Annotated in this window: 22 protein-coding genes and 1 pseudogene; 18 read left to right on the forward strand and 5 right to left on the reverse strand. The window is 66.0% G+C overall.

The window, feature by feature from the left end; translation table 11 throughout:
* Positions 1–21: 21 nt before the first annotated feature.
* From fmt to ribD, 3 genes are read left to right on the forward strand one after another with little or no spacing between them, the layout of a single operon-like run.
* A complete protein-coding gene (gene fmt, locus H276_RS0101180; protein WP_019969476.1) occupies positions 22–951 on the forward strand; it encodes a methionyl-tRNA formyltransferase in 930 nt (309 codons plus the stop codon).
* Positions 948–2,339, forward strand: a complete 1,392-nt coding sequence (locus H276_RS0101185; protein WP_019969477.1) for a 16S rRNA m5C967 methyltransferase — start codon at positions 948–950, stop codon at positions 2,337–2,339. Before fmt ends, H276_RS0101185 begins: the two co-directional genes overlap by 4 nt.
* Complete coding sequence (gene ribD, locus H276_RS0101190) at positions 2,336–3,346, forward strand: bifunctional diaminohydroxyphosphoribosylaminopyrimidine deaminase/5-amino-6-(5-phosphoribosylamino)uracil reductase RibD (protein ID WP_019969478.1); 1,011 nt, start codon at positions 2,336–2,338, stop codon at positions 3,344–3,346. Before H276_RS0101185 ends, ribD begins: the two co-directional genes overlap by 4 nt.
* 54 nt (positions 3,347–3,400) lie before the next feature.
* Here the strand turns inward: ribD and H276_RS0101195 are convergent.
* Positions 3,401–3,583: pseudogene (locus tag H276_RS0101195) on the reverse strand (glutamine ABC transporter permease); the annotation flags it as partial.
* 176 nt (positions 3,584–3,759) lie between these two features.
* Here H276_RS0101195 and H276_RS24415 point away from each other — a divergent pair.
* Complete coding sequence (locus tag H276_RS24415) at positions 3,760–3,936, forward strand: hypothetical protein (protein WP_155942907.1); 177 nt, start codon at positions 3,760–3,762, stop codon at positions 3,934–3,936.
* A gap of 1 nt (position 3,937) precedes the next feature.
* Here H276_RS24415 and H276_RS0101200 read toward each other — a convergent pair whose 3' ends face one another.
* Positions 3,938–5,542 (reverse strand): MFS transporter, encoded by a 1,605-nt coding sequence (locus H276_RS0101200; RefSeq protein ID WP_019969480.1) that lies wholly within the window; start codon positions 5,540–5,542, stop codon positions 3,938–3,940.
* Complete coding sequence (locus H276_RS0101205) at positions 5,542–6,261, reverse strand: LppX_LprAFG lipoprotein (RefSeq protein ID WP_026356447.1); 720 nt, start codon at positions 6,259–6,261, stop codon at positions 5,542–5,544. Before H276_RS0101205 ends, H276_RS0101200 begins: the two co-directional genes overlap by 1 nt.
* 73 nt (positions 6,262–6,334) lie before the next feature.
* On the opposite strand from H276_RS0101205, the gene H276_RS0101210 reads away from it, so the two are divergent.
* The 4 genes from H276_RS0101210 (at position 6,335) to H276_RS0101225 (ending at position 9,407) form a co-directional block, all read left to right on the forward strand.
* On the forward strand, positions 6,335–6,934 hold the full coding sequence (locus H276_RS0101210; protein ID WP_019969482.1) for a riboflavin synthase: 600 nt from the start codon (positions 6,335–6,337) through the stop codon (positions 6,932–6,934).
* Positions 6,935–7,032: 98 nt separating this feature from the next.
* Positions 7,033–8,379 (forward strand): bifunctional 3,4-dihydroxy-2-butanone-4-phosphate synthase/GTP cyclohydrolase II, encoded by a 1,347-nt coding sequence (locus H276_RS0101215; RefSeq protein WP_026356448.1) that lies wholly within the window; start codon positions 7,033–7,035, stop codon positions 8,377–8,379.
* Between the two features lie 75 nt (positions 8,380–8,454).
* On the forward strand, positions 8,455–8,937 hold the full coding sequence (gene ribH, locus H276_RS0101220; protein WP_019969484.1) for a 6,7-dimethyl-8-ribityllumazine synthase: 483 nt from the start codon (positions 8,455–8,457) through the stop codon (positions 8,935–8,937).
* A gap of 56 nt (positions 8,938–8,993) precedes the next feature.
* A complete protein-coding gene (locus H276_RS0101225; RefSeq protein ID WP_019969485.1) occupies positions 8,994–9,407 on the forward strand; it encodes a PH domain-containing protein in 414 nt (137 codons plus the stop codon).
* A gap of 118 nt (positions 9,408–9,525) precedes the next feature.
* On the opposite strand, the gene H276_RS22395 is transcribed toward H276_RS0101225, so the two are convergent.
* Positions 9,526–10,998 carry a PucR family transcriptional regulator ligand-binding domain-containing protein gene (locus H276_RS22395; protein WP_051111358.1) on the reverse strand — a complete coding sequence of 491 codons (1,473 nt, stop codon included), beginning with the start codon at positions 10,996–10,998 and terminating at the stop codon, positions 9,526–9,528.
* Positions 10,999–11,189: 191 nt separating this feature from the next.
* Here H276_RS22395 and H276_RS0101235 point away from each other — a divergent pair, with 191 nt between their 5' ends.
* From H276_RS0101235 to H276_RS22400, 9 genes are all read left to right on the forward strand, one after another.
* Positions 11,190–12,449 carry an NAD(P)/FAD-dependent oxidoreductase gene (locus tag H276_RS0101235; RefSeq protein WP_019969487.1) on the forward strand — a complete coding sequence of 420 codons (1,260 nt, stop codon included), beginning with the start codon at positions 11,190–11,192 and terminating at the stop codon, positions 12,447–12,449.
* On the forward strand, positions 12,446–12,793 hold the full coding sequence (locus H276_RS0101240) for a cupin domain-containing protein (protein WP_019969488.1): 348 nt from the start codon (positions 12,446–12,448) through the stop codon (positions 12,791–12,793). Before H276_RS0101235 ends, H276_RS0101240 begins: the two co-directional genes overlap by 4 nt.
* A gap of 78 nt (positions 12,794–12,871) precedes the next feature.
* Positions 12,872–14,233 (forward strand): NAD-dependent succinate-semialdehyde dehydrogenase, encoded by a 1,362-nt coding sequence (locus H276_RS0101245; RefSeq protein ID WP_019969489.1) that lies wholly within the window; start codon positions 12,872–12,874, stop codon positions 14,231–14,233.
* A 49-nt stretch (positions 14,234–14,282) separates the two neighbouring features.
* Entirely contained in the window at positions 14,283–15,923 is a 1,641-nt protein-coding gene (locus H276_RS0101250; RefSeq protein WP_019969490.1) for a GMC family oxidoreductase, read from the forward strand.
* Complete coding sequence (locus H276_RS24420; protein WP_155942908.1) at positions 15,923–16,360, forward strand: hypothetical protein; 438 nt, start codon at positions 15,923–15,925, stop codon at positions 16,358–16,360. Before H276_RS0101250 ends, H276_RS24420 begins: the two co-directional genes overlap by 1 nt.
* 69 nt (positions 16,361–16,429) lie before the next feature.
* Positions 16,430–17,770 carry an NAD-dependent succinate-semialdehyde dehydrogenase gene (locus H276_RS0101265; RefSeq protein ID WP_019969493.1) on the forward strand — a complete coding sequence of 447 codons (1,341 nt, stop codon included), beginning with the start codon at positions 16,430–16,432 and terminating at the stop codon, positions 17,768–17,770.
* Between the two features lie 101 nt (positions 17,771–17,871).
* Positions 17,872–19,059: a serine hydrolase gene (locus tag H276_RS0101270; protein ID WP_019969494.1), complete on the forward strand. Its 1,188-nt coding sequence runs from the start codon at positions 17,872–17,874 to the stop codon at positions 19,057–19,059.
* Between the two features lie 496 nt (positions 19,060–19,555).
* Positions 19,556–21,058, forward strand: a complete 1,503-nt coding sequence (locus H276_RS0101275; protein ID WP_019969495.1) for an APC family permease — start codon at positions 19,556–19,558, stop codon at positions 21,056–21,058.
* Between the two features lie 49 nt (positions 21,059–21,107).
* Positions 21,108–22,139 carry a carbon-nitrogen hydrolase family protein gene (locus H276_RS22400; RefSeq protein ID WP_051111359.1) on the forward strand — a complete coding sequence of 344 codons (1,032 nt, stop codon included), beginning with the start codon at positions 21,108–21,110 and terminating at the stop codon, positions 22,137–22,139.
* A 78-nt stretch (positions 22,140–22,217) separates the two neighbouring features.
* On the opposite strand, the gene H276_RS0101285 is transcribed toward H276_RS22400, so the two are convergent.
* Complete coding sequence (locus tag H276_RS0101285; protein ID WP_019969497.1) at positions 22,218–24,176, reverse strand: gamma-glutamyltransferase family protein; 1,959 nt, start codon at positions 24,174–24,176, stop codon at positions 22,218–22,220.
* A gap of 56 nt (positions 24,177–24,232) precedes the next feature.
* On the opposite strand from H276_RS0101285, the gene uvrC reads away from it, so the two are divergent.
* The gene (uvrC, locus tag H276_RS0101290; protein WP_019969498.1) at positions 24,233–26,266 is read left to right on the forward strand and encodes an excinuclease ABC subunit UvrC; all 2,034 of its coding nucleotides are present in this window, start codon (positions 24,233–24,235) and stop codon (positions 26,264–26,266) included.
* The last annotated feature ends 16 nt before the right edge of the window (positions 26,267–26,282 follow it).

The raw sequence follows: 26,282 nt of genomic DNA on the forward strand, positions 1-26,282 counted from the left end.
GACCGCCACTACACTGGCGCAGTGCGACTCGTCTTTGCCGGAACCCCCGAACCCGCGCTGCCGTCGCTGCGCCGATTCATCGACTCGCCGCGCCACGAGGTCGCCGCCGTGCTCACCCGCCCGGACGCCGCCGCGGGCCGCCGGGGAAAGCCCGCGCCGTCGCCGGTGGCGCAGCTGGCACTGGAGCACGACATCCCGTTACTACGGCCGGCGCGGCCCAACGATGACGAATTCGTCGCCGAGCTGACCGAACTGGCCCCAGACTGCTGTGCCGTGGTGGCCTACGGTGCGCTGCTGAGCCGGCGTCTGCTGGCGGTCCCGGCGCGAGGCTGGGTCAATCTGCACTTCTCGCTGCTGCCGGCGTGGCGTGGTGCGGCGCCGGTACAGGCAGCGATCGGGGCAGGGGACACCGTGACCGGCGCGACCACGTTCCTCATCGAACCAGCGCTGGATTCGGGCCCCGTCTACGGCGTGGTCACCGAGGCTGTCCGCGGCTCCGATACCGCGGGCGATCTGCTTGGCCGCCTTGCTATTTCGGGTGCGGCACTGCTGGAGGCCACGATCGACGGAATCGCAGACGGTTCGCTGGCCGCCGTGCCGCAACCGACCGACGGCGTCACCGTTGCGCCCAAGATCACCGTGGAGTCGGCCAAGGTGCGCTGGGATCTACCAGCCCATGTCGTCGACCGCCACATCCGTGCGGTCACACCCAACCCGGGCGCCTGGACGATGATCGGTGACCAGCGGGTCAAGGTCGGTCCGGTGACGGTGGTCGAGGATGCAGATCCGTTGGCGCCGGGCGTGATCGAGGTGCACCGCAAGGATGTGGTGGTGGGCACGGGTTCTCATCCTGTGCGGCTGGGCCAGATCCAGCCGCCGGGCAAGAAACCCATGGACGCTGCCGACTGGGCGCGGGGTGCCCGGCTCGACGAGTCGGTGCGGGCCTCATGACCCGACCCGACAAGCGGCCCCCCCAACGCAAGCGTCAGCCGCGGCGCACCCCGCTGGATCCGGCTCGCCGCGCGGCGTTCGACGTGCTGCGCGCGGTGTCCGAACGCGATGCCTACGCCAACCTGGCGCTGCCCGCACTGCTGACCGAACGCAAGATCGAGGGCCGAGACGCGGCTTTCGCGACCGAACTGACCTACGGCGCCTGCCGCGCCCGCGGGCTGCTCGACGCGGTGATCGCAAGAGCCGCCGGGCGGCCCACCGATCGCATCGACCCCGTATTGCTCGATCTGCTGCGGCTGGGCACCTACCAGCTGCTGCGCACCCGGGTCGAGCCGCACGCTGCGGTATCCACCACCGTCGACCAGGCCGGTATCGAATTCGACACGGCCAGAGCCGGTTTCGTCAACGGAGTGATGCGCACCATCGCGTCGCGCGATGAGCAGGCTTGGGCAGACGAGCTGGCCCCGGCGGCGGCCACCGATCCGGTCGGCCACGCGGCGTTCGTGCACGCCCACCCGCGGTGGATCGCCCAGGCCTTCACCGACGCACTCGGGGCGCGAGCCAGTGAACTCGACGCCTTGCTGACCAGCGACGACGAGCGTCCACTGGTGCATCTGGCGGCCCGGCCCGGCGCGTTGACGGCCGACGAACTCGCTGAGCAGTCCGGTGGCACCGTCGGCAGGTACTCGCCGTACGCGGTGTATCTGCCCGGCGGCGATCCCGGTCGGCTCAGCGCCATCCGCGACGGTGCCGCCCAGGTTCAGGACGAGGGCAGCCAGTTGGTGGCTCGGGCCCTGACGCTGGCCGAGCTCGACGGACCCGACACGGGGCGGTGGCTGGATTTGTGTGCCGGACCGGGTGGCAAGACCGCGCTGCTGGCCGCGATGGGGGCGGCCTCGGGCGCCAGGATCACCGCCGTCGAGCCGGGGGAGCGCCGCGCTGACCTGGTCGAGGAGAACACCCGCGGCCTGGACGTCGACGTGCACCGGGTGGACGGCCGCGAGTCGGGCCTGGCGCCGGGCTTCGATCGGGTGCTGGTCGATGCCCCCTGCACGGGCCTTGGTGCGCTGCGGCGCCGCCCGGAGGCCCGCTGGCGTCGCGAGCCCGGCGACGTTCCGGGGCTGGCGAAACTGCAGAAGGAGCTGTTGGCCGCGGCGATCAAGCTGACCCGGCCGGGCGGGGTCGTGCTCTACGCGACTTGTTCGCCGCACCTGGCCGAGACGGTCGGTGTGGTGGCCGACGCGATCCGACGGTATCCGGTGACCGCGCTGGACACCCGAGAGCTGTTTGCCCCGGCCGACGACCTCGGCGCCGGGCCGTACGTGCAGCTGTGGCCGCACCGGCACGGCACCGACGCGATGTTCGCCGCGGCCCTGGGGGTGCAATGAGCGCACCGTCGACCGACACCATGATGCGCCTGGCGATCGAGCAGGCGAACGGGGTCAAGGGCACCACCTATCCCAATCCGCCTGTCGGCGCCGTTATCGTCGACCGCGACGGTCAGGTCGCCGGGGTCGGCGCCACCCAGCCGCCCGGCGGGCCGCACGCGGAGGTGATGGCGCTGCGCCGGGCCGGGCAGCGCGCGCTCGGTGGCACCGCGGTGGTCACCCTGGAACCGTGCAATCACCACGGCCGCACCCCGCCGTGCGTGGATACGCTTGTGGCAGCCGGTGTTTCGAAGGTGGTCTACGCCGTCTCCGATCCCAACGAGGTGGCGGCCGGGGGTGCGGCACGGCTGACTGAGGCGGGCATCGAGGTGATGCCCGGAGTGCTGGCCGACGAGGCCTCGCGCGGTCCGCTGCGGGAATGGCTGCACAAGCAGCGCACCGGCCTGCCGCACGTCACCTGGAAGTTCGCCACCAGCGTGGACGGCCGCAGCGCCGCTGCCGACGGATCCAGCCAGTGGATCACCAGCCCGGCGGCTCGCGCCGATGTGCACCGCAGGCGAGCGGTGATCGACGCCATCGTGGTCGGCACCGGCACGGTGTTCGCCGACGATCCGGCGCTCACGGCGCGCCTGGCCGACGGCAGCCTCGCCGCGCATCAGCCCTTGCGTGTCGTGGTCGGGTACCGCGAGGTTTCTTCGGAAGCCAAAGTGCTCAACGATGATTCGCGCACGATGGTGATCCGTACGCATGATCCGCACGAGGTGATCAAGTTCCTCGCCGACCGCACCGATGTGCTGCTCGAGGGCGGCCCGACGTTGGCGGGCGCGTTCCTGCGCGCCGGCGTGGTCAACCGCATCGTCGCCTATGTGGCACCGATCCTGTTGGGCGGCCCGATCACTGCGGTCGACGATGTCGGTGTGCTCAGCATCGTCCATGCCCAGCGGTGGCGCTTCGACGGGATCGAGCCGATCGGCCCCGACGTGCTGCTCAGCCTCGTACCCGGCTGAGCGGCGGACCTATTCATCGTCCAGCGACCGGTGCTCGATGAGGTTGCGCACACCACCCGCCTTGATCATGAACGCGTCGAGGCCCAGCGCGTCAACGGTGCGCTGAGCCTCGACCCGGAAGCCATTGGCCAGGCCGGTGAGTACCAGGGTCATGGCGAAGACCAGGCCGGTGCCGACGACCGCGATGGCGAAGCGTCGGCGTCGCCACTGCAGGTCACGCAGCGCTGCTATCAGCATGTGGACGCCTCCGCCATGGCTGGAGACTACCGAGTGGAACTCTGGCCAGGGGCCGATTTCACCGGGTGTAGGAGCGTTCTGGGAGGGCCTGTTGTCGGTCGGTCTCGGTACACTCGTACCAAAGCGCTTTCGCCGACGAACGTGCACCCGATGAACTTGAGCAAAGGAACACGAGCGTGACGGCTCTACAGGACTGGCTCAGTACGTCCCCGCTGAACCCACGAATATCGCAGCGATCGGTCAAAGCCCTGGTGTGCGCGCAGCTGCGCGGTGTACTACCGGCGTGGCCGGCCCGGCGCACGGCGGCCGGTAACGAACCACCGCGAATCCGGCCCGGCATCGAGCGTTGCTGACCTACTGACTGCTGTGCCGGCCCGGGTGATTGGCAGACCCGTTGATCACCTGGGGCGGTGCGCTGATCAGCTCGGTCGCGGCGTCGCCGGACTCTGTCGGGACCTGGTCGGCGTGTTCATGCCGTCCGGCGATGAGCAGGCCGAGTAGGGCGCCGACGATGCACACGACAGCTGTGATGCTGAAGATCTCCGCGTACTGCAGCACGTAGGCCTCGCGATAACGCGCCGCAGTGGCGGCAAGTCTGGCTGCGAGCGAGCCCGTGGACGCAGGGTGCGGCAGGCTCGCCAAGTGCTGGTTGAACCGGTACAGGCCCCATGCGCTCAGGGCCGCGATGCCGATCAGCATGCCAATCATCCGGGCCACCACCACAGCTGCCGACGCGATACCGTGCTGTGCCGCCGGCACCACGCGCAGCGTCGCCGAGGTCAGCGGGCCGATCACCAGGCCGAGGCCGATACCGGTGATGGCTAGGTCCGTGTCGAACGCCGGCAGGGTGAACAGCCCGAGATCGTGGCGCGCCGACAACACATCGATATGCCACTGCGCGACCAGCCAGAAGCCACCGGCGGCGATGAGCAGACCGCAGAAGGCCACCGCACGATCACCAACCCGTGTGGCGATCCAGCCGCCGAGCAGCGCGCCGATCGGTAGGGCCGCCAGGAAGCGCAGCAGCAGCGCGGCCGCGGCGTTCTTGTCCATGCCCAGCACGCCCTGCCCGAACAGTTCGACGTTGACCAGGGTGACCATCAGCGCTGCGCCAGCGCACAACGAGGCGCCCAACGCTGCCAGGAACGGGCGGAAATGCACCCCGGCCGGCTCGATGAGCCGCGTCTTGGAGTACTTCTCCCAGACGAAGAACGCGATGGCCGCGATCAGCGCACCCACCAGGAGGATCGGACCGTTGGCCGGCAGTACGTGTTTGCCGTCAGGCGCCGGGTTGTACAGGCCCCAGGTGGCCAGACCCAGGGTAACCGCCAGCAACAGCCCGCCGACCACGTCGACTTTCTCGGGCTTCTCCCGGTCCTCGCGCGACGGCAGACTGATCTGGATCAGCACCATGGCCACCAGGGTCAGCGGCACGTTGATCCAGAACACGTCGCGCCACGTGTTCAGCGCCCACACCACCGCGATGCCGTAAAGCGGGCCCAGCACGCTGCCCAACTCCTGCGCCGCGCCGATGCCGCCAAGCACCGAAGCGCGGTTACGGGCCGACCACAGATCGGCGGCTAGTGCGAGCGTGACGGGCAGCAGCGCACCGCTGGCCGTGCCCTGGATGGCGCGGCCGACGATGAGCATCGTCAGATCGTTGGACAGCGCGGTGACAACAGAGCCGGCCGCGAAACCGGCCAGGCTGGCCTGCAGCACCCATTTGCGGCCGAAACGGTCAGAGGCCCGGCCCAACAGCGGCATGGCTGCGATGTAACCCAGCAGATACCACGTGATGATGGGTGTGACCCGCTGGATCTGGTTGATCGCGATGCCGACGTCTTTCATGATGTCGGTCATGACCGTCACCACGACGTAGGTGTCGAGGGCTCCTAGGAGGACCGCGAGGCTACCGGCGCCGATCGCGATTCCGCGGCTCGATGTCCGGGGCATCGGCATCAGCCCGCGGGCTTGGCGATGGTGACCTGCTTGCCCCAGTCGGACAACGTCATGGTGATGCTGTTGCCCTCGCTGGGTGTGAGTTTGGCTTGCATCAGGGCGTGGTCGCCATCGGACTTGATCCACGCGACGGCCGGGACGGGTGCGGTGGCCTTGATCGACGGGGCGATCGCGTTGATCGCGTCGGCGGTGACCTGACCGGTGAGCCGCACGGTGTCGACGCCGTCGATGGTCTCGCGCCCGTCAGCCTTGGGATCGGTGAAGTTGGCCAGGACGTTGGCCAGGCCCTTGTCGGGGCTCAGGATCGCCGCGATGTCGTAGATGTTGGCTGCGGGACCCCAGTTCGACAGCGGGTCACCCGGGGTCAGCGCGGCCCACAGATCGTTGTCGACGACCGCGAACTTGGCGTCGCTGATCTTCTGGCCTGCGACCGTCACGTCGGCCGTGCCCTGGGCGGCCACCGCGGGGGTATTGGTCAGGTCGCCGTCGAGCTTCTGGATCGGCAGCCCGTTGACGGTGCCCTGCGTCGTCAATTGCAGGTGAACGCTCTGCTGCGCCTTGGTGGTGGCGGTGGACTCCTGGAGCAGAGTGGCCGCGTCCGGCAAGGGTTCACCGTTGCCCGCGGATTTGTCCGAGGACGAACATCCTGCGATCAGCGCGACCGCGGCGAAAAGGATTGCCAGCAGGAATTGGACAGCGAAGCGTGGGCGCGTCTGCATGACTGCATCGTAGAGGCTCACGGTGACGGGCTGCTGTGTCCGACCGCGGGCGGTCTCCAATACCCTGGGTGCCGTGTTCACCGGAATCGTTGAAGAGCTGGGCGTATTGGTCGACAAGCAAGAGCTGACCGATGCCGCGCGGTTGACCATCCGGGGGCCTGTGGTCACCGCCGACGCCGGCCATGGTGATTCGATCGCGGTAAACGGGGTGTGCCTGACTGTCGTAGATGTGCTGCCCGACGGTGCTTTCACCGCCGACGTGATGGGGGAGACCCTCAATCGGTCCAGCCTCGGCGGTGTCGGCGTGGGCAGCCAGGTCAACCTGGAGCGGGCGGCCGCGGTCAACAGCCGATTGGGTGGTCATATCGTGCAGGGCCATGTCGACGGCACCGGCGAAGTGATTTCGCGTACGCCGTCCGAGCATTGGGAAGTGGTGCGGATCGCGCTGCCCCTGGTGCTGTCGCGGTACGTGGTCGAAAAGGGTTCCATCACCGTCGACGGGATTTCGCTCACGGTGTCCGCCGTGTCTGACGACTGGTTCGAAGTGTCGTTGATTCCCACCACCCGCGAGCTCACCACGCTGGGCACGGCTGCGGTCGGCACGCGGATGAACCTCGAGGTGGACATCATCGCGAAATATGTTGAGCGGCTGATGGGTGGCACCGGTCAGTAACAGCTGGCAAGAACCGCTGGGCTCCGGTGGTTCATACTGGACACGATGACGATGGGTTCTGTGCCGGAGTCGGTATTGGAACAGGCAAGGTGGCGAAGATGACCAGGCTCGACTCCGTCGAGAGGGCGATTGCCGATATCGCCGCGGGTAAAGCGGTGGTGGTGATCGACGACGAGGACCGGGAGAACGAGGGCGATCTGATCTTCGCCGCCGAGAAGGCCACACCGGAACTGGTGGCGTTCATGGTGCGCTACACCTCGGGCTACCTGTGCGTGCCGCTCGACGGCGAGATCTGCGACCGCCTCGGCCTGCTGCCGATGTACGCGGTCAACCAGGACAAGCACGGCACCGCGTACACCGTGACCGTCGACGCCAAAAAGGGTGTTGGAACTGGTATTTCGGCGTCGGACCGGGCGACCACCATGCGCGCCCTTGCCGATCCGGCCGCTATCGTCGACGACTTCAGCAAGCCCGGCCACGTGGTGCCGTTGCGGGCCAAGGACGGTGGCGTGCTGCGCCGACCCGGGCACACCGAGGCCGCCGTCGACCTGGCCCGGCTGGCCGGGCTCCAGCCCGCCGGCGCGATCTGCGAGATCGTCAGCCAGAAGGACGAGGGCGACATGGCCCGCACCGATGAGCTGCGGGTGTTCGCCGACGACCACGACCTGGCGCTGATTTCCATCGCAGACCTGATCGAGTGGCGCCGCAAGCACGAGAAGCACATCGAGCGCATTGCCGAGGCCCGTATCCCGACGCGGCACGGCGAGTTCCGCGCCGTCGGCTACAAGAGCATCTACGAGGACGTCGAGCATGTCGCACTGGTCCGCGGGGAGATCGCCGGACCGCACAGCGACGGCGACGACGTGCTGGTGCGGGTGCACTCGGAATGCCTGACCGGTGACGTGTTCGGGTCGCGGCGCTGCGACTGCGGTCCGCAGCTGGACGCGGCCATGGCGATGGTGGCCCGAGAGGGTCGCGGCGTGGTGCTCTACATGCGTGGGCACGAGGGCCGTGGCATCGGGCTGATGCACAAGCTGCAGGCCTATCAGCTGCAGGACGCCGGTGTGGACACCGTGGACGCCAATCTCAAGCTCGGCCTTCCCGCCGATGCCCGGGACTACGGCATCGGCGCACAGATCCTGGTGGATCTCGGTATCCGGTCGATGCGTCTGCTGACCAACAATCCGGCCAAACGCGTCGGGCTGGACGGCTACGGTCTGCACATCGTCGAGCGTGTGCCGCTGCCGGTGCGCGCCAACGCCGAGAACATTCGCTACCTGATGACCAAGCGCGACCGGATGGGCCATGACCTGGTCGGGCTTGATGATTACGACGAAGCGGTGAGCATGGACGATTACGACGAGGCCGTGTACATGCTCGGGGACAGGCGTCCGCCGAGTGCGACCGGATCCGGTGAGGTCGTGGATTCCGGTGAGGCCCAATGAGTAGCTTCGTCGGGGACCACGAAATGAGCAGCGTCGTCGGAGACGACAAATGAGCAGCGTCGTCGGGGACGACAAATGAGCGGGGGTGCGGGCGTTCCCGATCTGCCACAGGTCGACGCCTCGACAGTGAAGCTGGCCATCGTGTCCAGCACGTGGCACACCACGATCTGTGACGCCCTGCTCGATGGCGCCCGCAAGGTGGCCGCCGAGGCGGGTGTCGCTGATCCGACTGTGGTGCGGGTGCTGGGTGCGATCGAAATTCCGGTGGTGGCACAGGCATTGGCCGCCACTCATGACGCCGTCGTCGCATTGGGTGTGGTGATCCGTGGTCAGACACCGCATTTCGACTATGTATGCGACGCCGTCACCCAGGGGCTGACCCGGGTGTCGCTCGATGCGTCGACGCCTGTGGCCAACGGTGTGCTGACCACAAACGACGAACAGCAGGCACTCGATCGGGCCGGGCTGCCCGGTTCTGCCGAGGACAAGGGTGCGCAGGCCGCCGCGGCGGCGCTGTCCACTGCGCTGACCCTGCGGGAACTGCGCGCGCTGTCGTGACCGGGCCGATGCCTCGCGTGGGCTGGGATATCGAGATAAAGCCTTATCGCACACCGATGTTCGCCTATGGTGTGGCGGTCATTCTCGTCGTGGTGCACGTCGGCGTCGGGGCTCTGCTGAAAATGGGATCCACCGGCGTGTACTTCCAGACTTCCGACCAGGTCGCCATGGGACTGTTGGGGGTCATCCTCGCCGGAGCGGTGTTGATGTTCACGCGGCCGCGACTGCGAGTCGGTGCGCAGGGCCTGGCGGTGCGCAATCTGGTTTCCTACCGGATCATTCCGTGGCCCGACGTTGTCGACGTGTCGTTTCCGCAGGGGGCACGGTGGGCCCGCATCGACCTGCCCGGTGACGAATACATCCCCGTGATGGCCATTCAGGCGATCGACAAGGGCCGCGCCGTCGACGCGATGGACCAGCTGCGGACATTGACCGACAAGTACCACCGACCGCCTGCCGACTCGGTCTAGCTGAGCTAGACGTGTCGCGGGCGCTTCGCTCGGTGCGTCACCCTGGAACCACTCACCGACACTGCATAACCACCACCGAACGGGTCACCCGTTGTGGTCACCCAATTTTCGTGTCAGCTCACGGCAACGGCTTCGAGTACCGGCCAGGACGGGGCCCGCGCGTTGCCGGGTCATCGGCCGGCGCAGTTGAAGGGTGCAGCAACTCCCACGCCTGCGCCGCGATCCACAACGCCGCTAGGTCGGACGTGGATCCCAGATCGCGCCCGGTTGTAGACGTCAGTTGCCGAAGGCGGTAGCCCAGCGTCTGGCGGTGGATGTTGAGCGCGGCGGCTGTGGCATCCCAGCCGCGGTCAAGGCGCAAGAACGTGAACAGCGTCTCGCGCAGCATCTTCGAGCGCGGCGAGTCGTCAGCGATGGCGCCGAGAACACCCTGCACGATCTCTTCCGATTCGCGCCGCGAACGCGACAGTACGGACAGGGTGCTGCCTTCGAACACCGACCAGGATGCCGCGGTCGACGGACCCAGTTCGAGGACGCTGGCGGCCTCGGCGGCCGAGGCGCGGGCATCGGAGAAATCGGTGAACACCGACGACACGCCGGCCGCGACGCCTTGCCGGGCAAGCAGAACACGCATTTCGTCGAGAACGGAGACCGGTACCAGCGCAATGCCGCGTGTCCGCCCCGGTCCCACGGGCACGGGTAGCGTTGCGAGGGAAGCCGCACGAGTGACCGTTTCGAGAGACTCACGTGGGAACGCCACCGCACGGAAGCCGTCCGCGCCGCCTGCCGTAGCCATGAACTTCGCAGTGTCGGGAAGAGGCGTTCCCACCAGGGCAGCCACCGCATACCGTTCGGCTGCGGCGGCGTGGCGCTGCGCCGCATTCAACCGACTGTCGACGGCCACCGCGAGCAGTTTCATGAGGTGCGCCATGATGAAACCGTCGACCTCCTGACCCTGGAATTCGGACAAGACTAAGGTCGCGCCGTGACGCCCTCGCAGCTGCACTCGGTGTTCGGCCTGATCGGCGAACGCGTTCGGATGAGCGGCCCTGGCCAACACGAAGCCAGTCAACCGTTCTTCCAGCGCGAGACCCGCATCGACGACAGGCACCAGATCGGCCACCAGCGAGTCCAGGTCATGATCGGTGTAGGTGGCGATGTGGTACATCCTGCTCAGCTTGAGTACCTGCTGGGTCTGTTGCGACGAGTTGGCGGCGGCGACATGGCGAGCGACCACCGCATACGCGACGCTCATCCCCGCGATGAACACTGGAAAACCGCGGAGATCCGCTTCTGTCAGCAGCGCGTCGGACAGGGGTGGTGCCGGATCGTGCTCGGCCACCATCAGCCCCGCCAGTCCCGCTTCGGCGATGCGGATTAGAAACTCGCGCTGTTCTTCCGGGTCATGCGGCACACAGTGGCCACTGGTCATTAGCAGCTCGTTCGGCCCCAGGAACCGGGCGGGATCGGGCATCTCGCAGCTGTGCGCCCACAGCAGCTCACGATCGGCGCCGGCCAGCCCTGCCACCAGCCGCACCTCCAGCGCGCCGTAGGACAGCAGATCACCCACGCGCATCACGTCTCCGGACATCGGGGCCCCAGCTCTCATACAAGTAGTTGAAGAACCTAACTCTTTCCTACAGCTGGATGATATGCGCCAGGTCACAGTGATCGTAATCTCGCCGCAGCAATCCTGCTGATCAATGGAGATCACCACTTCGTCGATGACGCGCCCCGTTGGCGGAGACGTCGTCCCTACCCACAGCTGGAAGGAAACCTACGATGACCCGCACCGTTGTTATCGGCGCCGGCTTCGCCGGACTCGCCGCCGCCCTTCGACTGCAGCGCGTCGGCCAGAATGTCACCGTGCTCGAAGCCCGAGACCGCGTCGGGGGCCGCGTGTGGTCGGAACTGATCGACACGGTCGATGGCCGCCGTTACATCGAACGCGGAGCCGAGTTCGTACTGCCGAACTACGAACGCATGCAGCAGCTGATCGACGAACTCGGACTCGAGATCGCCGATATGGAGATGAGCTACTACGTGCGAGAACCCGCAGACGTGCCCGGCATCACGGCCGCCGACATCGCAAGGGCCGGCGCCGCCGCCGTCGAAATCCTCAACGGCAATGGACAACCACGGACCGCCGAGGATGTGCTGGGTCGATTGGATGCGCCGGCTGACCTCGTCGACGCGCTCCGCGCTCGCATCGAGATCTCCACAGCCGTCGCCGCTGCGGAAGTCACTGCCGACGCGCTCACCCAAGTCGCCTCGTTCACCCCGCAGCCCAGCTATCGCATCACCACCGGCAACCAGTCGCTGGCGACCGCCATGGCGGCCGAGCTCGGCGACGCGATCAGACTCCGCACCCCGGTGCGGCGGGTGCGAAACGTCGTCGCCGGCGTCGTAGTTACTACCGATGCCGGCGAGGAACACTACGACGCGGCGATCGTCGCCGTGCCGCTCGCAGTGCTGACGCATCCAGACGGCATCGACGTGCCCAGCAGCGCCGACCGTGACCGCGCACTCGCCGGAGTGCTCCAGGGGCAGGCCGCCAAGTTGCACGCTCCACTCGATACCCGTCCAGCGGCGTCCGCGGTGATGTCAGTGCGCGGTCGGTACTGGACGTGGACAGCCGCCGACGGTACCGGCGAGGTCGCCCCCGTACTCGTCAGCTTCATCGGCTCGCCGGCGGCGATCGACGCGGCCGGCGTAAGCGACGACCCGGCCGACTGGCTGGACGGCGTGCGCGCGCTGCGTCCCGATCTAGCGATCGGGGACTGCGTGATCGCGACTGTCTGGACGGACGAGGAGTTCTCACGAGGCGCCTACACCGGCCATGCGCCGAGCTTCACCGCCAAAGACGCGGAGGCGCTTGAACGCCCGGTCGGCTTCATCCACTTCGCCGGCGAGTACACCGAGCCCGTCTACACCGGCCTCATGGAAGGCGCGCTCCGCAGCGGCGAGCGCGCCGCCGCTCGCATCCTCGCACTCACCGACCCCGTGACACCCAATAACGACGAAATGGAGACTGTCCAATGACCACTCGCCATGAATTCGCCGCCGCCGATTGGCCCGCCGATATCGCGATCGCCCCGGAGCGCATCATCTCCGGCAGCCCGGTCGCCTCGACTCTCGAAACCGCGAAGACCGAGAAGGGCGAGACCGGTCTTTGGCGTTGCACGCCCGGCGAATTCACCACGCAGCACGAGGGCTTCGTCGAGTTCATCCACATCATCGAGGGCGAAGGCGACCTCATCCACGACGACGGCACTGTCCTGCCGCTGGCCCCCGGCACGACCATCACGATGGACGACGGCTGGAGCGGACGCTGGGACATCCGGCAAACGCTCGTCAAAGCGTACGGAATCCTCACCTCCGACTGACCCGAGATGCGACGCCGTGCCCGCGAAAGCCCCTCCCGCGGGCACGGCGCCCCCTCAACCCGACCCCTGGGAGCACTCGTGATCACCTCCATCGATCCCCGCACCGGATCAGAGATCCAGCGCTATGAGCAGCACACCGCCGAGCAGGTCGAGCGGATCCTCGACCAAGCGATTGTCGCGCAACGGATCTGGCGTCAGACGCCGATCTCTAAGCGTAGTGAGCTGTTGCGCCGTATCGCCCGTGTGCTGCGCTACGGCGCCGGCGAGTACGCGCGGCTGATGACCCATGAGATGGGCAAGCCGATCGTTGAGGCTGAAGCGGAGGTCGAAAAGTCGGCAACCACCCTCGACTACTACGCGGACAACGCCACGCTTTTCCTCGCCGACGAAGCGGTTGCGTCCGGCGCGGCCGACAGTCGCATCGTCTACGACCCTCTCGGCGTCGTCCTCGCGATCATGCCCTGGAATTATCCGTTCTGGCAGTTCTTCCGCTTCGCCGCGCCTGCACTCGCCGCCGGTAACGCCATCATCCTGAAGCACGCGAACAACGTGCCGGGATCGGCGCTGGCCCTGGAACGCGTGATGCGGGACGCCGGGACTCCGGAAGGTCTGTGCCACAACCTATTCGTGGACACGGCCGCTGTCGCGGGACTGATCGCCGACGACCGAGTCGCCGCGGTCACTCTTACCGGTTCAACTCAGGTCGGCCAGATCGTCGCAGCACAGGCCGGCGCGGCGCTGAAGAAGCAGGTGCTGGAGTTGGGCGGATCCGACCCGTTCATCGTGCTGCCCGACGCGGACCTGGACGCCGCCACCGACGCGGCTGTTCGCGCTCGCTTCGTCAACAACGGGCAAAGCTGCGTCAATGCCAAGCGTTTCATCGTGCACGAGGACATCGCCGACGACTTCATCGACGCCTTCGTCGAGAAGGTCCGCGCGCTGCAGGTGGGTGATCCGTTCGAGCGTGACACCCGTGTCGGTCCGATGGCACGAGCGAATCTCCGTGAGGCGCTGCACGATCAAGTGGTTCGTTCCGTGGCGTCGGGTGCGGAGGTACGCATCGGGGGAGGGCCGGTCGACGGGCCGGGGTTCTTCTACCAACCGACCATCCTTGATCGAGTGACCACCACGCACGCCGCGTTCAACGAAGAGACCTTCGGGCCGGTTGCGGCAGTCATCCGCGTTCGATCGGTGGAGGAGGCCGTTGAACTGGCCAATGACACCGAGTTCGGGCTCGGGGCCGCCGTGTGGACCGCCGATCTCGCACTCGCTGAGACTCTGGCGCGCCGTATCGACGCCGGCGCAGTGTTCGTGAACAGCATTGTCGCGTCTGATCCGCGGCTGCCTTTCGGTGGAGTGAAGAAGTCCGGCTACGGACGTGAGCTCGGCGCGAACGGCATCCGCGAGTTCACCAATATCAAGACCCTTTCGATCGGGTAAGCGGCCAAGCACTTCAACCGATCGTCACACCGAGAAAAGAGCCTGGAAAATGAATTCAATTGCGCAAAAAGGGGTTCGCGACGACGCACCCGACGTCCTCATAGTCGGTGCCGGAGCGTCGGGAGTCGTTGTCGCCCGGATTCTCGCGGAGGAGGGTTTCCGGGTGACAGTGCTCGAGCAGGGCGACTGGTTCGGTCGGGATCGCTACGCCAGCGACAAGTACGAACGCGACATCCTGATGGCCGGACCGTTGTCTCCGGACCCGAATGTCCGAAGTATGAAAGCCGATTATCCGATCGACGTCTCGGAGGCGGATGTCCATCCGCTCAACTTCAACGCGGTGGGTGGCAGCACCGTCTACTTCGGCGCCGAGTGGCCGAGGATGCTGCCATCCGATTTCCGGCTTCGCAGTTTGTACGGATTCGCCGACGACTGGCCGTTCACCTACGGGGACCTCGAACCGTACTACACCCTCTGTGACGAGATGGTGGGCGTCTCCGGCCTGGCAGGCGATCCGGCGTATCCGGCCACGGTGAAACCGCCCCTGCCGGGGCTCCCCATCGGTCGATTGGGCGCGAAGGCTGCCCAAGGGCTGAACAAGCTGGGCTGGCACTGGTGGCCGGGGAGTAACGCCATCTTGAGCAAGGGGCATGGCGACCGCGGCGCTTGTGCCCGGTGGGCGACCTGCATGTCGGGTTGCCCCGAAGGGGCGAAGAGTTCGTTCGACGTGTCCTTCTGGCCCGCCGCTCTCGCAGCGGGGGTCAACCTCGTGACGAATGCACGGGTGCGTGAAATCACCGTTAATACAGCAGGATTGGCGACCGGTGCCGCGTGGATCGACGAGGACGGCGCAGAACGCCATACGTCGGCACCGGCGGTGATCGTCTGTGGGAACGGCGTGGGTACCCCGCGGCTTCTGCAGATGTCGACGTCGACGCGATTCCCCGACGGGCTGGCCAATTCCTCTGGGTTGGTGGGGCGGCGGCTCATGATGCATCCGTACGTGGCCGTGATGGGAGTGTACGAGGAAGATCTCGAAGGTTGGCTCGGCCCCTTCGGTGCCCCTGTGATGTCTATGCAGTTCGCGGAGACCGACCTTTCGAGGGGCTTCTCGCGTGGAGCCAAGTATTCGTGCTACCCGATTCCGAGCCCGGTGGAGATTCTCCATCGGTACGCGGACCTTCCGCTGGGGGATCGCACGGGTGCTGCTGGAATGGCACTCGTCGAACGGACGCTCGGGCGCTCGTTCGAATGGGGGGCGGTGATCGAAGATCTACCCGAGGAGTCCAACCGGGTCAGCCTGAGCACCAGCCTCTTCGACGGCTCAGGACTTCCCGCACCGAAGATCAACTACCGCATCGCCGACGACACCCGGAAGAGCATGCAGTTCAACATCGACCGCCTGACCGAGGTGCATGAAGCCTCCGGCGCCGTCGAGACCAGGGTGGTCGACTGGTTGCCTTCGGTCGGATGGCACATGCTGGGAACGGCCCGTTGCGGCAGCGACCCCGCGACCTCGGTTGTCGACGAGTTCGGGCGGACGCATGACGTGCCCAATCTGTTCGTGATGGACGGCAGTGTCTTCGTGACCTCGTCGCCTGTGAATCCCACTCCCACCATCGTGGCCTTCGCCGCGCGCGCCGCAATGCACATGGTGGACAACGCCGGCGATCAGAAAGTCCCGATGTGATGAACCAAGTCGCAAGTGATCACTCGCTGAATGACGTACGTGAAGGGCTGGCCCGGCTCGTCGACCTCATCCTGCCCGGTACGGATGTCCTGCCATCGGGTCGATCCGTCGGCGCTCACTCCGAACTCCTCGACCGCGCCCTTGAGGCCGACCCCGCACGGTTGCCTCATATGCTGGAAATCGGTGCGCGACTGATCAACACCGACACGATATCGATCGAACTACTCGAGTCCTGGGAAACCGAAGCGGTTGACTCGGTGGTCTTCGTCCTGACGGCTTCGTACTACATGTCGCGCGCGGTACACAGGGCATTGCGCTACGCCCCGATGGAGCGTCATCCGGTGGCCGACGCGACACCCGACCAACTGCTCTCCGACGAGTTGCTTGTGCCTGTGCGCGAGAGGGGCGAGATCTTCGTCGTTCCGCAAGCTCAGTAATGCATGTTCCCGCATGGCAGGCGAAATGATTCCGCGCGGGTCCACGGCACTTTGGAAGGAAACAACGAAATGACTGAATCCATGTACGCGGTAGTCGATCCGTCGACGGGTGAACTGGTCCAGGAGTACCCGACGGCCACCGACGCGCAGATCGAAGAGGCCATCGCCGCCGCCGCGAAGGCGCACCGCGAGTGGTCCAAGGGATCGACGGTCGCCGAGCGCGCCGCGTTGATCAGCCGGGTCGCGCAGCTGCACGAGGAGCGCAAGACCGAACTGGCCAAGATCATCCAGCGCGAGATGGGCAAGCCGCTCGATCAGTCCGAGGGCGAGGTCGAGTTCAGCGCGGCGATCTACGAGTATTACGCCGACAACGCCGAGAAGTTCCTCGCCGACGAGACCATCGACCTGCTCGACGGTGACGGTTCCGCACTGATCCGCCGCAGCTCGGTGGGTGTGCTGCTCGGCATCATGCCGTGGAACTACCCCTACTACCAGGTGGCCCGGTTCGCGGGCCCCAATCTGGTGACTGGTAACACGATCGTGCTCAAGCACGCGCCGCAGTGCCCCGAGTCGGCGGCTGCGCTGCAGCAGATCTTCAACGACGCCGGCTACCCCGAGGGTGCCTACGTCAACGTCTACGCGACCAACGAGCAAATCGCCGAGGCCATCGCCGACCCACGGATTCAAGGGGTTTCGCTGACCGGCTCGGAGCGGGCCGGTGCCGCGGTGGCCGAGATCGCGGGCCGCAACCTCAAGAAGGTCGTGCTCGAGCTCGGCGGTTCCGATCCGTTCATCGTGTTGAGCTCCAGTGACCTCGACGCGACGGTGGATGCGGCGATCGACGGTCGCTTCGAGAACACGGGCCAGGCGTGCAACGCGGCCAAGCGCATCATCGTCGCCGATTCCGTCTACGACGAGTTCCTGGGCAAGTTCACCGAGAAGGTGCTCGCCAAGGCCGAGGGCCTCGCGCCGCTGTCGTCACTCGCGGCCGCCGAGCGGCTCGAGGAGCAGGTTCAGCGTGCCGTCTCCGCAGGCGCCAGCCTGGAGAGCAACGGCAGCCGCAACGGCGCGTTCTTCCCGCCCGGCGTGCTGACCAACGTGCCCGCCGACTACCGCGAGGAGCTGTTCGGTCCCGTCGCGTCGGTCTACAAGGTCGCCGACGAGGACGCGGCCGTCGAGCTCGCCAACGACACCCCGTTCGGGCTCGGGTCCTACGTGTTCACCACCGACGACGAGCAAGCCAAGCGCGTCGCCGACAAGATCGAGGCGGGCATGGTGTTCGTCAACGCGGTGGGCGCCGAGGGTGTCGAGCTGCCGTTCGGCGGCGTTAAGCGCTCCGGTTTCGGTCGCGAGCTGGGCCGCTTCGGCATCGACGAGTTCGTCAACAAGAAGCTCATCCGCATCATCTGAGTCGACGAACATCACCGAACCTCGCTGAGTTGGAGCGTCATTCGCAAAACAGCCTGCGGAGCTGAGCTGGCCTCGCCGAAGATCGACAAAGGAGACCCACATTGAGTGGCGGCAATTTCGGTTCTGTGCCATCGAGCCTGACATTGGACAATTGGCAATCGGCTGAGCATCTGCACTGGGCGTTCCAACACATCGGCGATTTCCTGCCCGTTGCCACCGTCTTCCGCGGTGGCGGCCCGGTGGCCGAACTGGACGTTTCCACTGCCTCCGCTTCGGCTGCCGTTGCCGAACTGCTGTTTTACGACGTCATCCACGGCAGGCAGACCACCGTCGGCGGCGTTATGGCGGTTACCGACACAGACGGCTGGATCGTCGTGCACAACGGGACCGTGCTCCTCGAGCAGTACTACGGCGGCATGACCGCGAGTACTCCGCACCTTCTGATGTCGGTAACCAAAACGCTCGTCGCGGCCGTGCTGGCCGCCTTGGAACTCGACGTCAACCGCCAAGTCGCAGATTTCGTACCGGCGCTGGCCGAATCCGGCTACGCCGGGGCGACCGTGCGCAACCTGCTCGACATGCGTTCCGGCATAAAGTTCTCCGAGGACTACTTGGATCCGCTGGCTGAGGTGCGGCTACTGGAGCAGGCCATCGGCTGGGCTCCTCGCACGGTGGCTGACGTGCCGTCGACGATGTACGACTACCTGGTGACGTTGCGGGCGGACGCCGAACACGGCGGGCCGTTCCGCTACCGGTCGTGCGAAACCGACGTACTGGGGTGGGTCTGTGAGGCCGCCGCGAAGCAGAAGATGCCCGAACTCATGTCGCGGTTGGTGTGGGCCAACCTCGGCGCCGCGCATGACGCCACCATCACCGTCGACTCGGCGGGTGCCGGTCTGTTCGACGGTGGCGCCAGCGCCTGTCTGAGCGATCTGGCTAGATTCGGCTCGCTGTTCATCAACGATGGAGCATCGCTGAACGGAACGCAGGTGATACCGCCGTCGTGGATCGCCGACACTCTGGCAGGCGCTGCCGACTCACGCGAAGCATTCTCCGCGGGCCGGAACAACACCAGGATGCCCGGCGGGATGTACCGCAACCAGATGTGGTTCCCCTACCGCGGCAACGACATAGCACTGTGTCTCGGTATCCACGGCCAGATGATCTACGTCAACCGCGCGGTCAATATGGTCGCGGCCAAACTCTCCAGTTGGCCGCAGCCCGAAGACGACACCAAGTTGTTCTCCACGCTGGCGGCGTTCAACGCCATTGCCAACTCGCTGGCCTAGTTGTGCCCGGTGAGCACGTCGATACGTTCGGCGAACTGGTCACGGGGGAAGCCGGGTGGGGACCGAGAAGTCATCACATTCGACTTGATATTGTGCGACAACGAATCTCGCGGCGACGCCGGTGTCCGCGTCGCTGAGCAAGGGTCGGTTCCTGCGTGCAGGAGGGCGTGCCCCAAAAAGCAGTGGTTAGCCGATGAGCATCACGTTGACTGTCGCTGCAACCCCATCCCCATACAGTTGGATGAGCGAATCAGTGATTTCCTACAGCTGGATGATATGCCCCACGTCACTGTGATCGTAGTCTCATCGCCGCAAGTCCTGTGATCTACGGAGACATCAATGAATCCGAACTCGCACCGAGTTGTCGGCGCCTGCAGGTCGTCGGTCTCTGGTCGAAGGGGAGGAAGACGGTGATCCGGTCAGCAAGTTCAGGGCGGGTGATTGCCCGTTGTGTGCAGTGTCAGACCCGGCGTCGGGATAGAGAATCGAGCATCGAATGACAACCACGAATCCGTTGGAGCCGAATCATCTTCGGAAGGTACTGACGTGGCGTGATGGGCTGGGTATCGCGCTGTCGGTGCCTGCGGCGTTGTTCAGCACCTTCGGTTACACGATGGGTGTGGTCAACGCGTGGACGGCTATTGCGATCTGGTTGGTGGGCTCGGTGATCGCCTATCTGCAGAACTCGTTGTATGCCGAGATGGCCTCGATGTTCCCGACGAGTTCGGGTGGTATCTCGCGGTACGCGATCGAGGGTTGGAAGAAGTACTTCGCCCCGTTGGGGTCGATCGCGGCGTTCGGTTACTGGCTGGGGTGGTCGTTGACGATCTCGTTGTCGTCGGTGGTGCTCGGTCAGTTGCTGACAGCCACGTTCTTTGCCGATAACACGTGGACCTTCCATCTTTTCGGTAACGAGTTGGGTCTCGAGCACGTCTTCGCCGCTATTACGATGTTGACCGCCTGGGCGTTGAACTACTTCGGTATGAAGATCGGTGCCGGGATGGGCAAGATCCTGGGCATCGTGATGGTCGTGGGGTTGACCATTCTCGTCGCATCGTGCTTCCTGAGTCCCAGCGCGGATTTCGATACCAGTCGGCTCACGTGGGGGTACGAGGGTGACTGGCGGACCGTCGTCGTCGTGTTCTACGTGACGGCGTGGGCGGTGTACGGAACCGAGATCTCGGCGACCTTCGCGCCGGAGTACAAGAACACCGTTCGTGATACGTCCAAGGCGATGCGCTACGCGGCGTTGATGATCGCGGCCGTGTTCTTCGTCGTGCCGCTGGCGGTTGCCGGGACCATCGGGCAGCAGGCGTTGGCGGCCAATCCGGTGACCTACATCGTGGTGACGCTGAATCAGACGATGGGGCAGTTCAGTTGGATCGGTACCGTGGTGATCGCGGCGACGATGTTGCTCGTCATCGTCGGTGCGACTGCTGATGGTGGTCGGGCGTTGTTCGGTCTGGCGCAGGAGGGTATGACCATCAAGCAGTTCGACTGGCTCAACCGCTGGGGTGTGCCAGGGCGTGCGTTGACGGTGGATCTGGTTCTCAATGTGACCATCATGCTGTTGATCGGGGAGCCGATCGCGATCCTGTTGGCGAGCAATTTCGGGTACGTGCTGGCTGTCGTGCTCGCTTTGGTGGCGTTCGTCCTGTTGCGTAAGGACCGGCCCGAGTGGCCCCGTCCGATCCGTCGTGGTTCGGGGTGGATCGCGGTGGCGATCGTGCTCGCGGTGATCAACGCGTTCACTCTCGTGGTGGGGTTCCTCAATCCGTCGCTGTTGGGGTACGGCGGGATGAAGGAATCGTTGATCGCCGTCGGCATTCTGGTGCTGGCTGTCGTCTTCTACATCTATCGCGTGGTCGTCCAGGACAAGCAGAAGCTGATCTGGCGTATCGCGGTGGATCCGCTGCCCGTGGATGAGGCTGAGCGGCGCGCACTCGAGGAGGAGATGGACAGTCGCGACGCTCCTCGGGGTCGGGTAGCCGCCGGCTGACACCCGGTCACACCGAGAGACAGAGCCAACGAGTGAAAGGAACCATTCGATGTCGATAACCGAAAGGCAGTATCTCGCCGCCGCGGTGCAGGCCGCACCAGTGTGGCTGAATCTAAAAGCAACCGTGAAGAAAGCGGTCGCGCTCATCGACCAAGCGGCGGGCGACGGTGCTCGACTCGTCGCTTTCCCAGAGACATTCATTCCGGGCTACCCGGCGTATGTCTACGGGTCGACCGGCTGGGATGACAAGCACGCCAAAGAGGTCCATCGCGAGCTGATGGAGAACTCGATAACCGTTCCAGGACCGGAGCTTGATGAGATCTGCGAGGCCGCTCGCCGAAATCATGTCGTAGTGGTTATCGGAGTGAATGAACGCGATGCCGCCTATTCAGGTGGAACACTCTACAACTCGCTAGTGTTCATCTCTGATGAGGGCACGCTGCTCGGCGTCCACCGTAAGCTGACGCCTACCCATGCGGAGAAGGTCATCTGGGGTATGGGCGACGCGAGCGGGCTGCGACCCTACGACACCAGCCTCGGCAAGGTGGGTGGCCTGATCTGTTGGGAACACTGGATGCCGTTGTCCCGCTTCACAATGCATGCGATGGGTGAACAGGTCCACATCGCCGCGTGGCCAGAGGTGCCGGAACTGCACCAGATCGCCAGTCGGCACTACGCGTTCGAGGGCCGATGCTTCGTGATCTGCGTCGGCTCATTTATGACGACTGCGCACATACCGGCGGACTTCCCACTGCGGTCCGCCGTGGACGGCGCCGTAGAACAGTTCGGTGCGGGCGACGAACTCATCCTGCCCGGTGGCAGCGGCATCGTCGGGCCGGACGGTGAATGGATCACACCACCAAAAGCCGGAGAGGAGACAATCGTCTATGGCGAAATCAACCTCGACCGAGTCGCAGAAGAGCAGCTAGCCCTCGACACTGCGGGACACTACAACCGACCAGATATCTTCCGTCTCACCATTGACAACAGTGTGAGGACCCCTTTCTCGGTGCTTCCACCCGCGGACCTCGCTGTAGCGAAGAGAGTAGGGCCAATCAGTGGGGTGGCCAAGGTGAAGTAGAGCACCCTGGGGTTTCTTCAACCTGACTGAAAAGGCTGGCGCAGCGATGGCTGAACTGGTGATCGTTTGACTGCACTCTCAACGTGCGTCGCCCATCACGAGTCCTTCCCGGCGCGGGTCCGCGCCGCCCACCCAACCTGGTTGTGCGCGCATGATCACCGAGAGCCCGCTCGACTGGTCGACCAGGTCGACGCGGTGACCCAGCTTGCGCAGCCCGGCGACCAGGGGATCGTGATCGCCCTGAACCCCCGGTGGACCGGAGGTGTCCACGGCGGGATGTTCGCCACCGATGTTCGTCTCGGGAGTGTTGTCAGCACCGAAATCGACCATGGACACCGCCTGCTGCGGATCCAGGCCCCAATCCAGCACGCCGACAACGGTTTTCACGATGAACTGGATGATCACCGAGCCGCCCGGAGAGCCCAGCACCGCGTAGAGTGGCCCGCGCCGTACACCGGTCTCGTCGAACACCAGGGTCGGTGCCATGGAGCTGCGCGGCCGCTTCCCCGGCTGCACACGGTTGGCCACAGGGACACCTTCCGGACTTACCGGGTCTGCGGCGAAATCGGTGAGCTGGTTGTTCAGCAGGAAACCGTCCACCATGTGGAACGAGCCGAACGACGATTCGATCGTGGTGGTCAGTGACGCCGCGTTGCCGTAGCTGTCAACGATGCTGATCTGGCTGGTGCCGTGCTCTGGGGCCGGTGCCCCGGTTGCCTGCGGAGCGCCGAAGTCACCGGGTTGTGCGGTGCCCATGGTGTGCTGGGGTGAGATGAGCGCCGCACGTCCCGTCAGGTAGGCGCCGCCGAGCAAGGTGTCGGGGGTGCCGCCCGGCAGTGACACGAAGTCGGTGTCGGCGACATAGCGGTCCCGGTCCGCGTACGCCAGCCGCTCGGCCTCGGAAATCAGATGTACGCCCAGGACGGTGGGGTGCCCGCCGTTGAGGTCGACGTCGGTAGGTCGGTATGCACTCATCGGGAAATGCTCGAGGATCCCCAACGTCGCAGCCACAGCCATTCCGCCCGACGAGGGCGGCGGCATGCCACAAATCTCCCGGCCGCGGTAGCCCGTGCACAGCGGTGAGCGCTCCTTGGCGGTGTAGCCGGCCAGGTCCTGTTCGGTCATCAGACTCGGCGTGCGGCCGCCCGCAGTGTTGGTCGCTGCAGCCACGATGGCCCGGGCGATGTCGCCGGTGTAGAACGCGTGGGCGCCACCGGATGCGATGGCGCCCAACGTCTTGGCGTATGCGAGATTGGTCAGCCTGGTGGCCACCGGTTTTGGGGTGCCGTCCGGTTCCAGCAGATATGTCGCCGCGGCGGGGTCGATGCGCAGCTGGGGTGCTGCTTCGGCGATGGCTTCGGCCATCCGCGGGCTGACGTCGAAGCCGTCGTCGGCCATCTGCACGGCGGGATCAAAAAGCTCCCGCCAGGGCTTCTTCCCGAAGATGCGGTGGACGTCGTCGAGCAGGCGCACGATGCCGGGCACGCCGATCGAGCGGCCCGAGGCTCTGGTGTCGGGGCGGGGCTCGGTGCGGTCGGTATCGGACACCCAGCGCAGGTAGTTCTCGGTGGCTGCGGCGGGCGCTGTTTCCCGCCCGTCGAAAGCATGCACCGCTCCCGACGCGGCGTCGTAGTACAGCAGGAAGCCGCCACCGCCGATGCCGGACGATTGTGGTTCCACGAGGCCCAGCACGGCCTGCGCGGTCACCAGGGCGTCGGCGGCGGTGCCGCCGTTGCGCAGCACCTTGCACGCTGCCTCGCTGGCCAGGGGATTCGCGGTGGCCACCGCGTAGCTGGCGGTGTGGACGGCGGTCATATCGCGGCGGTAGCCCGTGGAGACTTCGGGGGCGGCGGCCAGGTTCGCCAGAGTGGCGGGCGCGGGAGCCACCGGAGTCTTGGGGACCGGTGTGCCATTGGAGGCCACGGTGCAGGGCATGGCGGCGGCTGTGGAACGGCGCTGACCGTCGCCGGCGCATCCGCCGAGGACCAACACGACGCCAGTGAGCAGCGCGATGACCAATCGCGTGGACGCCGGCATCCGCACCTCTCGACGGTAGCGGAGATCTGTCTGATCGCGGCAGTAACCTGGAATCCGTGCCCGATCCAGCGACGTACCGCCCGGCGCCCGGATCGATCCCAGTTGAACCGGGTGTCTACCGGTTTCGCGACCCCCACGGGCGGGTCATCTATGTCGGTAAGGCCAAGAGCCTGCGCGGCCGGCTGACGTCGTACTTCGCCGACATCGCGAGCCTCGCGCCGCGCACCAGGCAGATGGTGATGACCGCGGGCAGCGTCGAGTGGACCGTGGTGAACACCGAGGTCGAGGCGCTGCAGCTCGAGTACAACTGGATCAAGGAGTTCGATCCGCGCTTCAACATCCGCTATCGCGACGACAAGTCCTATCCGGTGCTGGCCGTGACGCTCAACGAGGAGTATCCGCGGTTGATGGTGTACCGCGGTCCGCGCCGCAAGGGTGTGCGCTACTTCGGTCCGTATTCGCATGCCTGGGCCATCCGGGAAACCCTTGACCTGCTCACCCGGGTGTTCCCGGCCCGCACCTGTTCGGCCGGAGTGTTCAAGCGGCACAACCAGATCGACCGTCCGTGCCTGCTCGGCTACATCGACAAGTGCTCGGCCCCGTGTGTGGGCAGGGTCACCGCCGAGGAGCATCGGCGGATCGTCCTGGACTTCTGTGACTTCCTGGCCGGCCGCACCGACCGGCTGGCCCGCGATCTGGAACAGCAGATGGTCGCCGCCGCCGAGGATCTGGATTTCGAGCGGGCGGCGCGCTTGCGGGACAACATCTCTGCGCTCAAGCGGGCGCTGGAGAGGCAGGCGGTGGTGTTCGGCGACGGTACCGATGCCGACGTGGTGGCCTTCGCCGATGACGATCTGGAGGCCGCCGTCCAGGTGTTCCACGTCCGTGGGGGCCGGGTGCGGGGTCAACGCGGCTGGATCGTGGAGAAATCGGGGGACCCGGAGCAGTCCGGGCAGGAGCAGTTGGTCGAGCAGTTTCTCACCCAGTTCTACGGTGATCAGGCCGAGCTGGGCGGGGCCGGCTCGACCGAATCCTCTTCGCCCGAGGGGCTCATCGACGAAGCGACCAATCCGGTGCCGCGACAGGTGCTGGTGCCCGTGTTGCCGCCCAACGCCGACCAACTGACTGTCTGGCTGTCGGGGTTGCGCGGCTCACGGGTGGCGTTGCGGGTGCCGGTGCGCGGCGACAAGCGGGCGTTGGCCGAAACTGTGCAACGCAATGCGCAGGAGGCGCTGGCCCAGCACAAGCTCAAGCGGGCCGGGGATTTCAACGCCAGATCCGAGGCTCTGCAGAGCATTCAGGAATCCCTGGGATTGGCCGAGGCGCCACTGCGGATCGAGTGCATAGACATCAGCCATGTCCAGGGCACGGACGTGGTGGCGTCGCTCGTGGTGTTCGAGGACGGGCTGCCACGCAAGAGTGACTATCGCCACTACGCAATCCGGGAGGCTGCCGGGGACGGACGCTCCGACGACGTCGCCTCTATCGCCGAGGTCACCCGACGGCGTTTCCACCGTCATCTCGCCGACACCAAACCGGATGCGACGGCGGCGGCCGAGCAACGGCCGCGCCGGTTCGCCTATCCGCCCAATCTGTTCGTCGTCGACGGCGGCGCCCCCCAGGTCAACGCCGCGGCCGCGGTGCTCGAGGAACTCGGCATCCACGACGTCGCGGTGATCGGTTTGGCCAAGCGGCTGGAGGAGGTGTGGGTGCCCTCCGAACCGGATCCGGTGATCCTGCCGCGCACCAGCGAGGGGCTGTACCTGTTGCAGCGGGTGCGCGACGAGGCGCACCGTTTCGCCATCAGCTACCACCGCAGCAAGCGGTCCAAGCGGATGACGGCGTCGGCTCTCGATGCGGTACGTGGGTTGGGAGAGAATCGGCGCAAGGCACTGGTGGCGCATTTCGGATCGGTGGCGCGCCTGAAAGAAGCGACGGTGGAGGAGATCACCGCTGTGCCGGGGATCGGCGTCGCGACGGCACGGGCTGTCCGTGAGGCGCTCAGGGGACAGGATTCCGGCGCACCGGCAGCCGTTATCCAGGATGATCAACCGAGGGGCGGCGCGATGACAGGGGGCGGACATGGATAACAGTGAGCGGCAGGCG

The sequence above is a fragment of the Mycobacterium sp. 141 genome (assembly GCF_000382405.1).
GTDB lineage: Bacteria > Actinomycetota > Actinomycetes > Mycobacteriales > Mycobacteriaceae > Mycobacterium.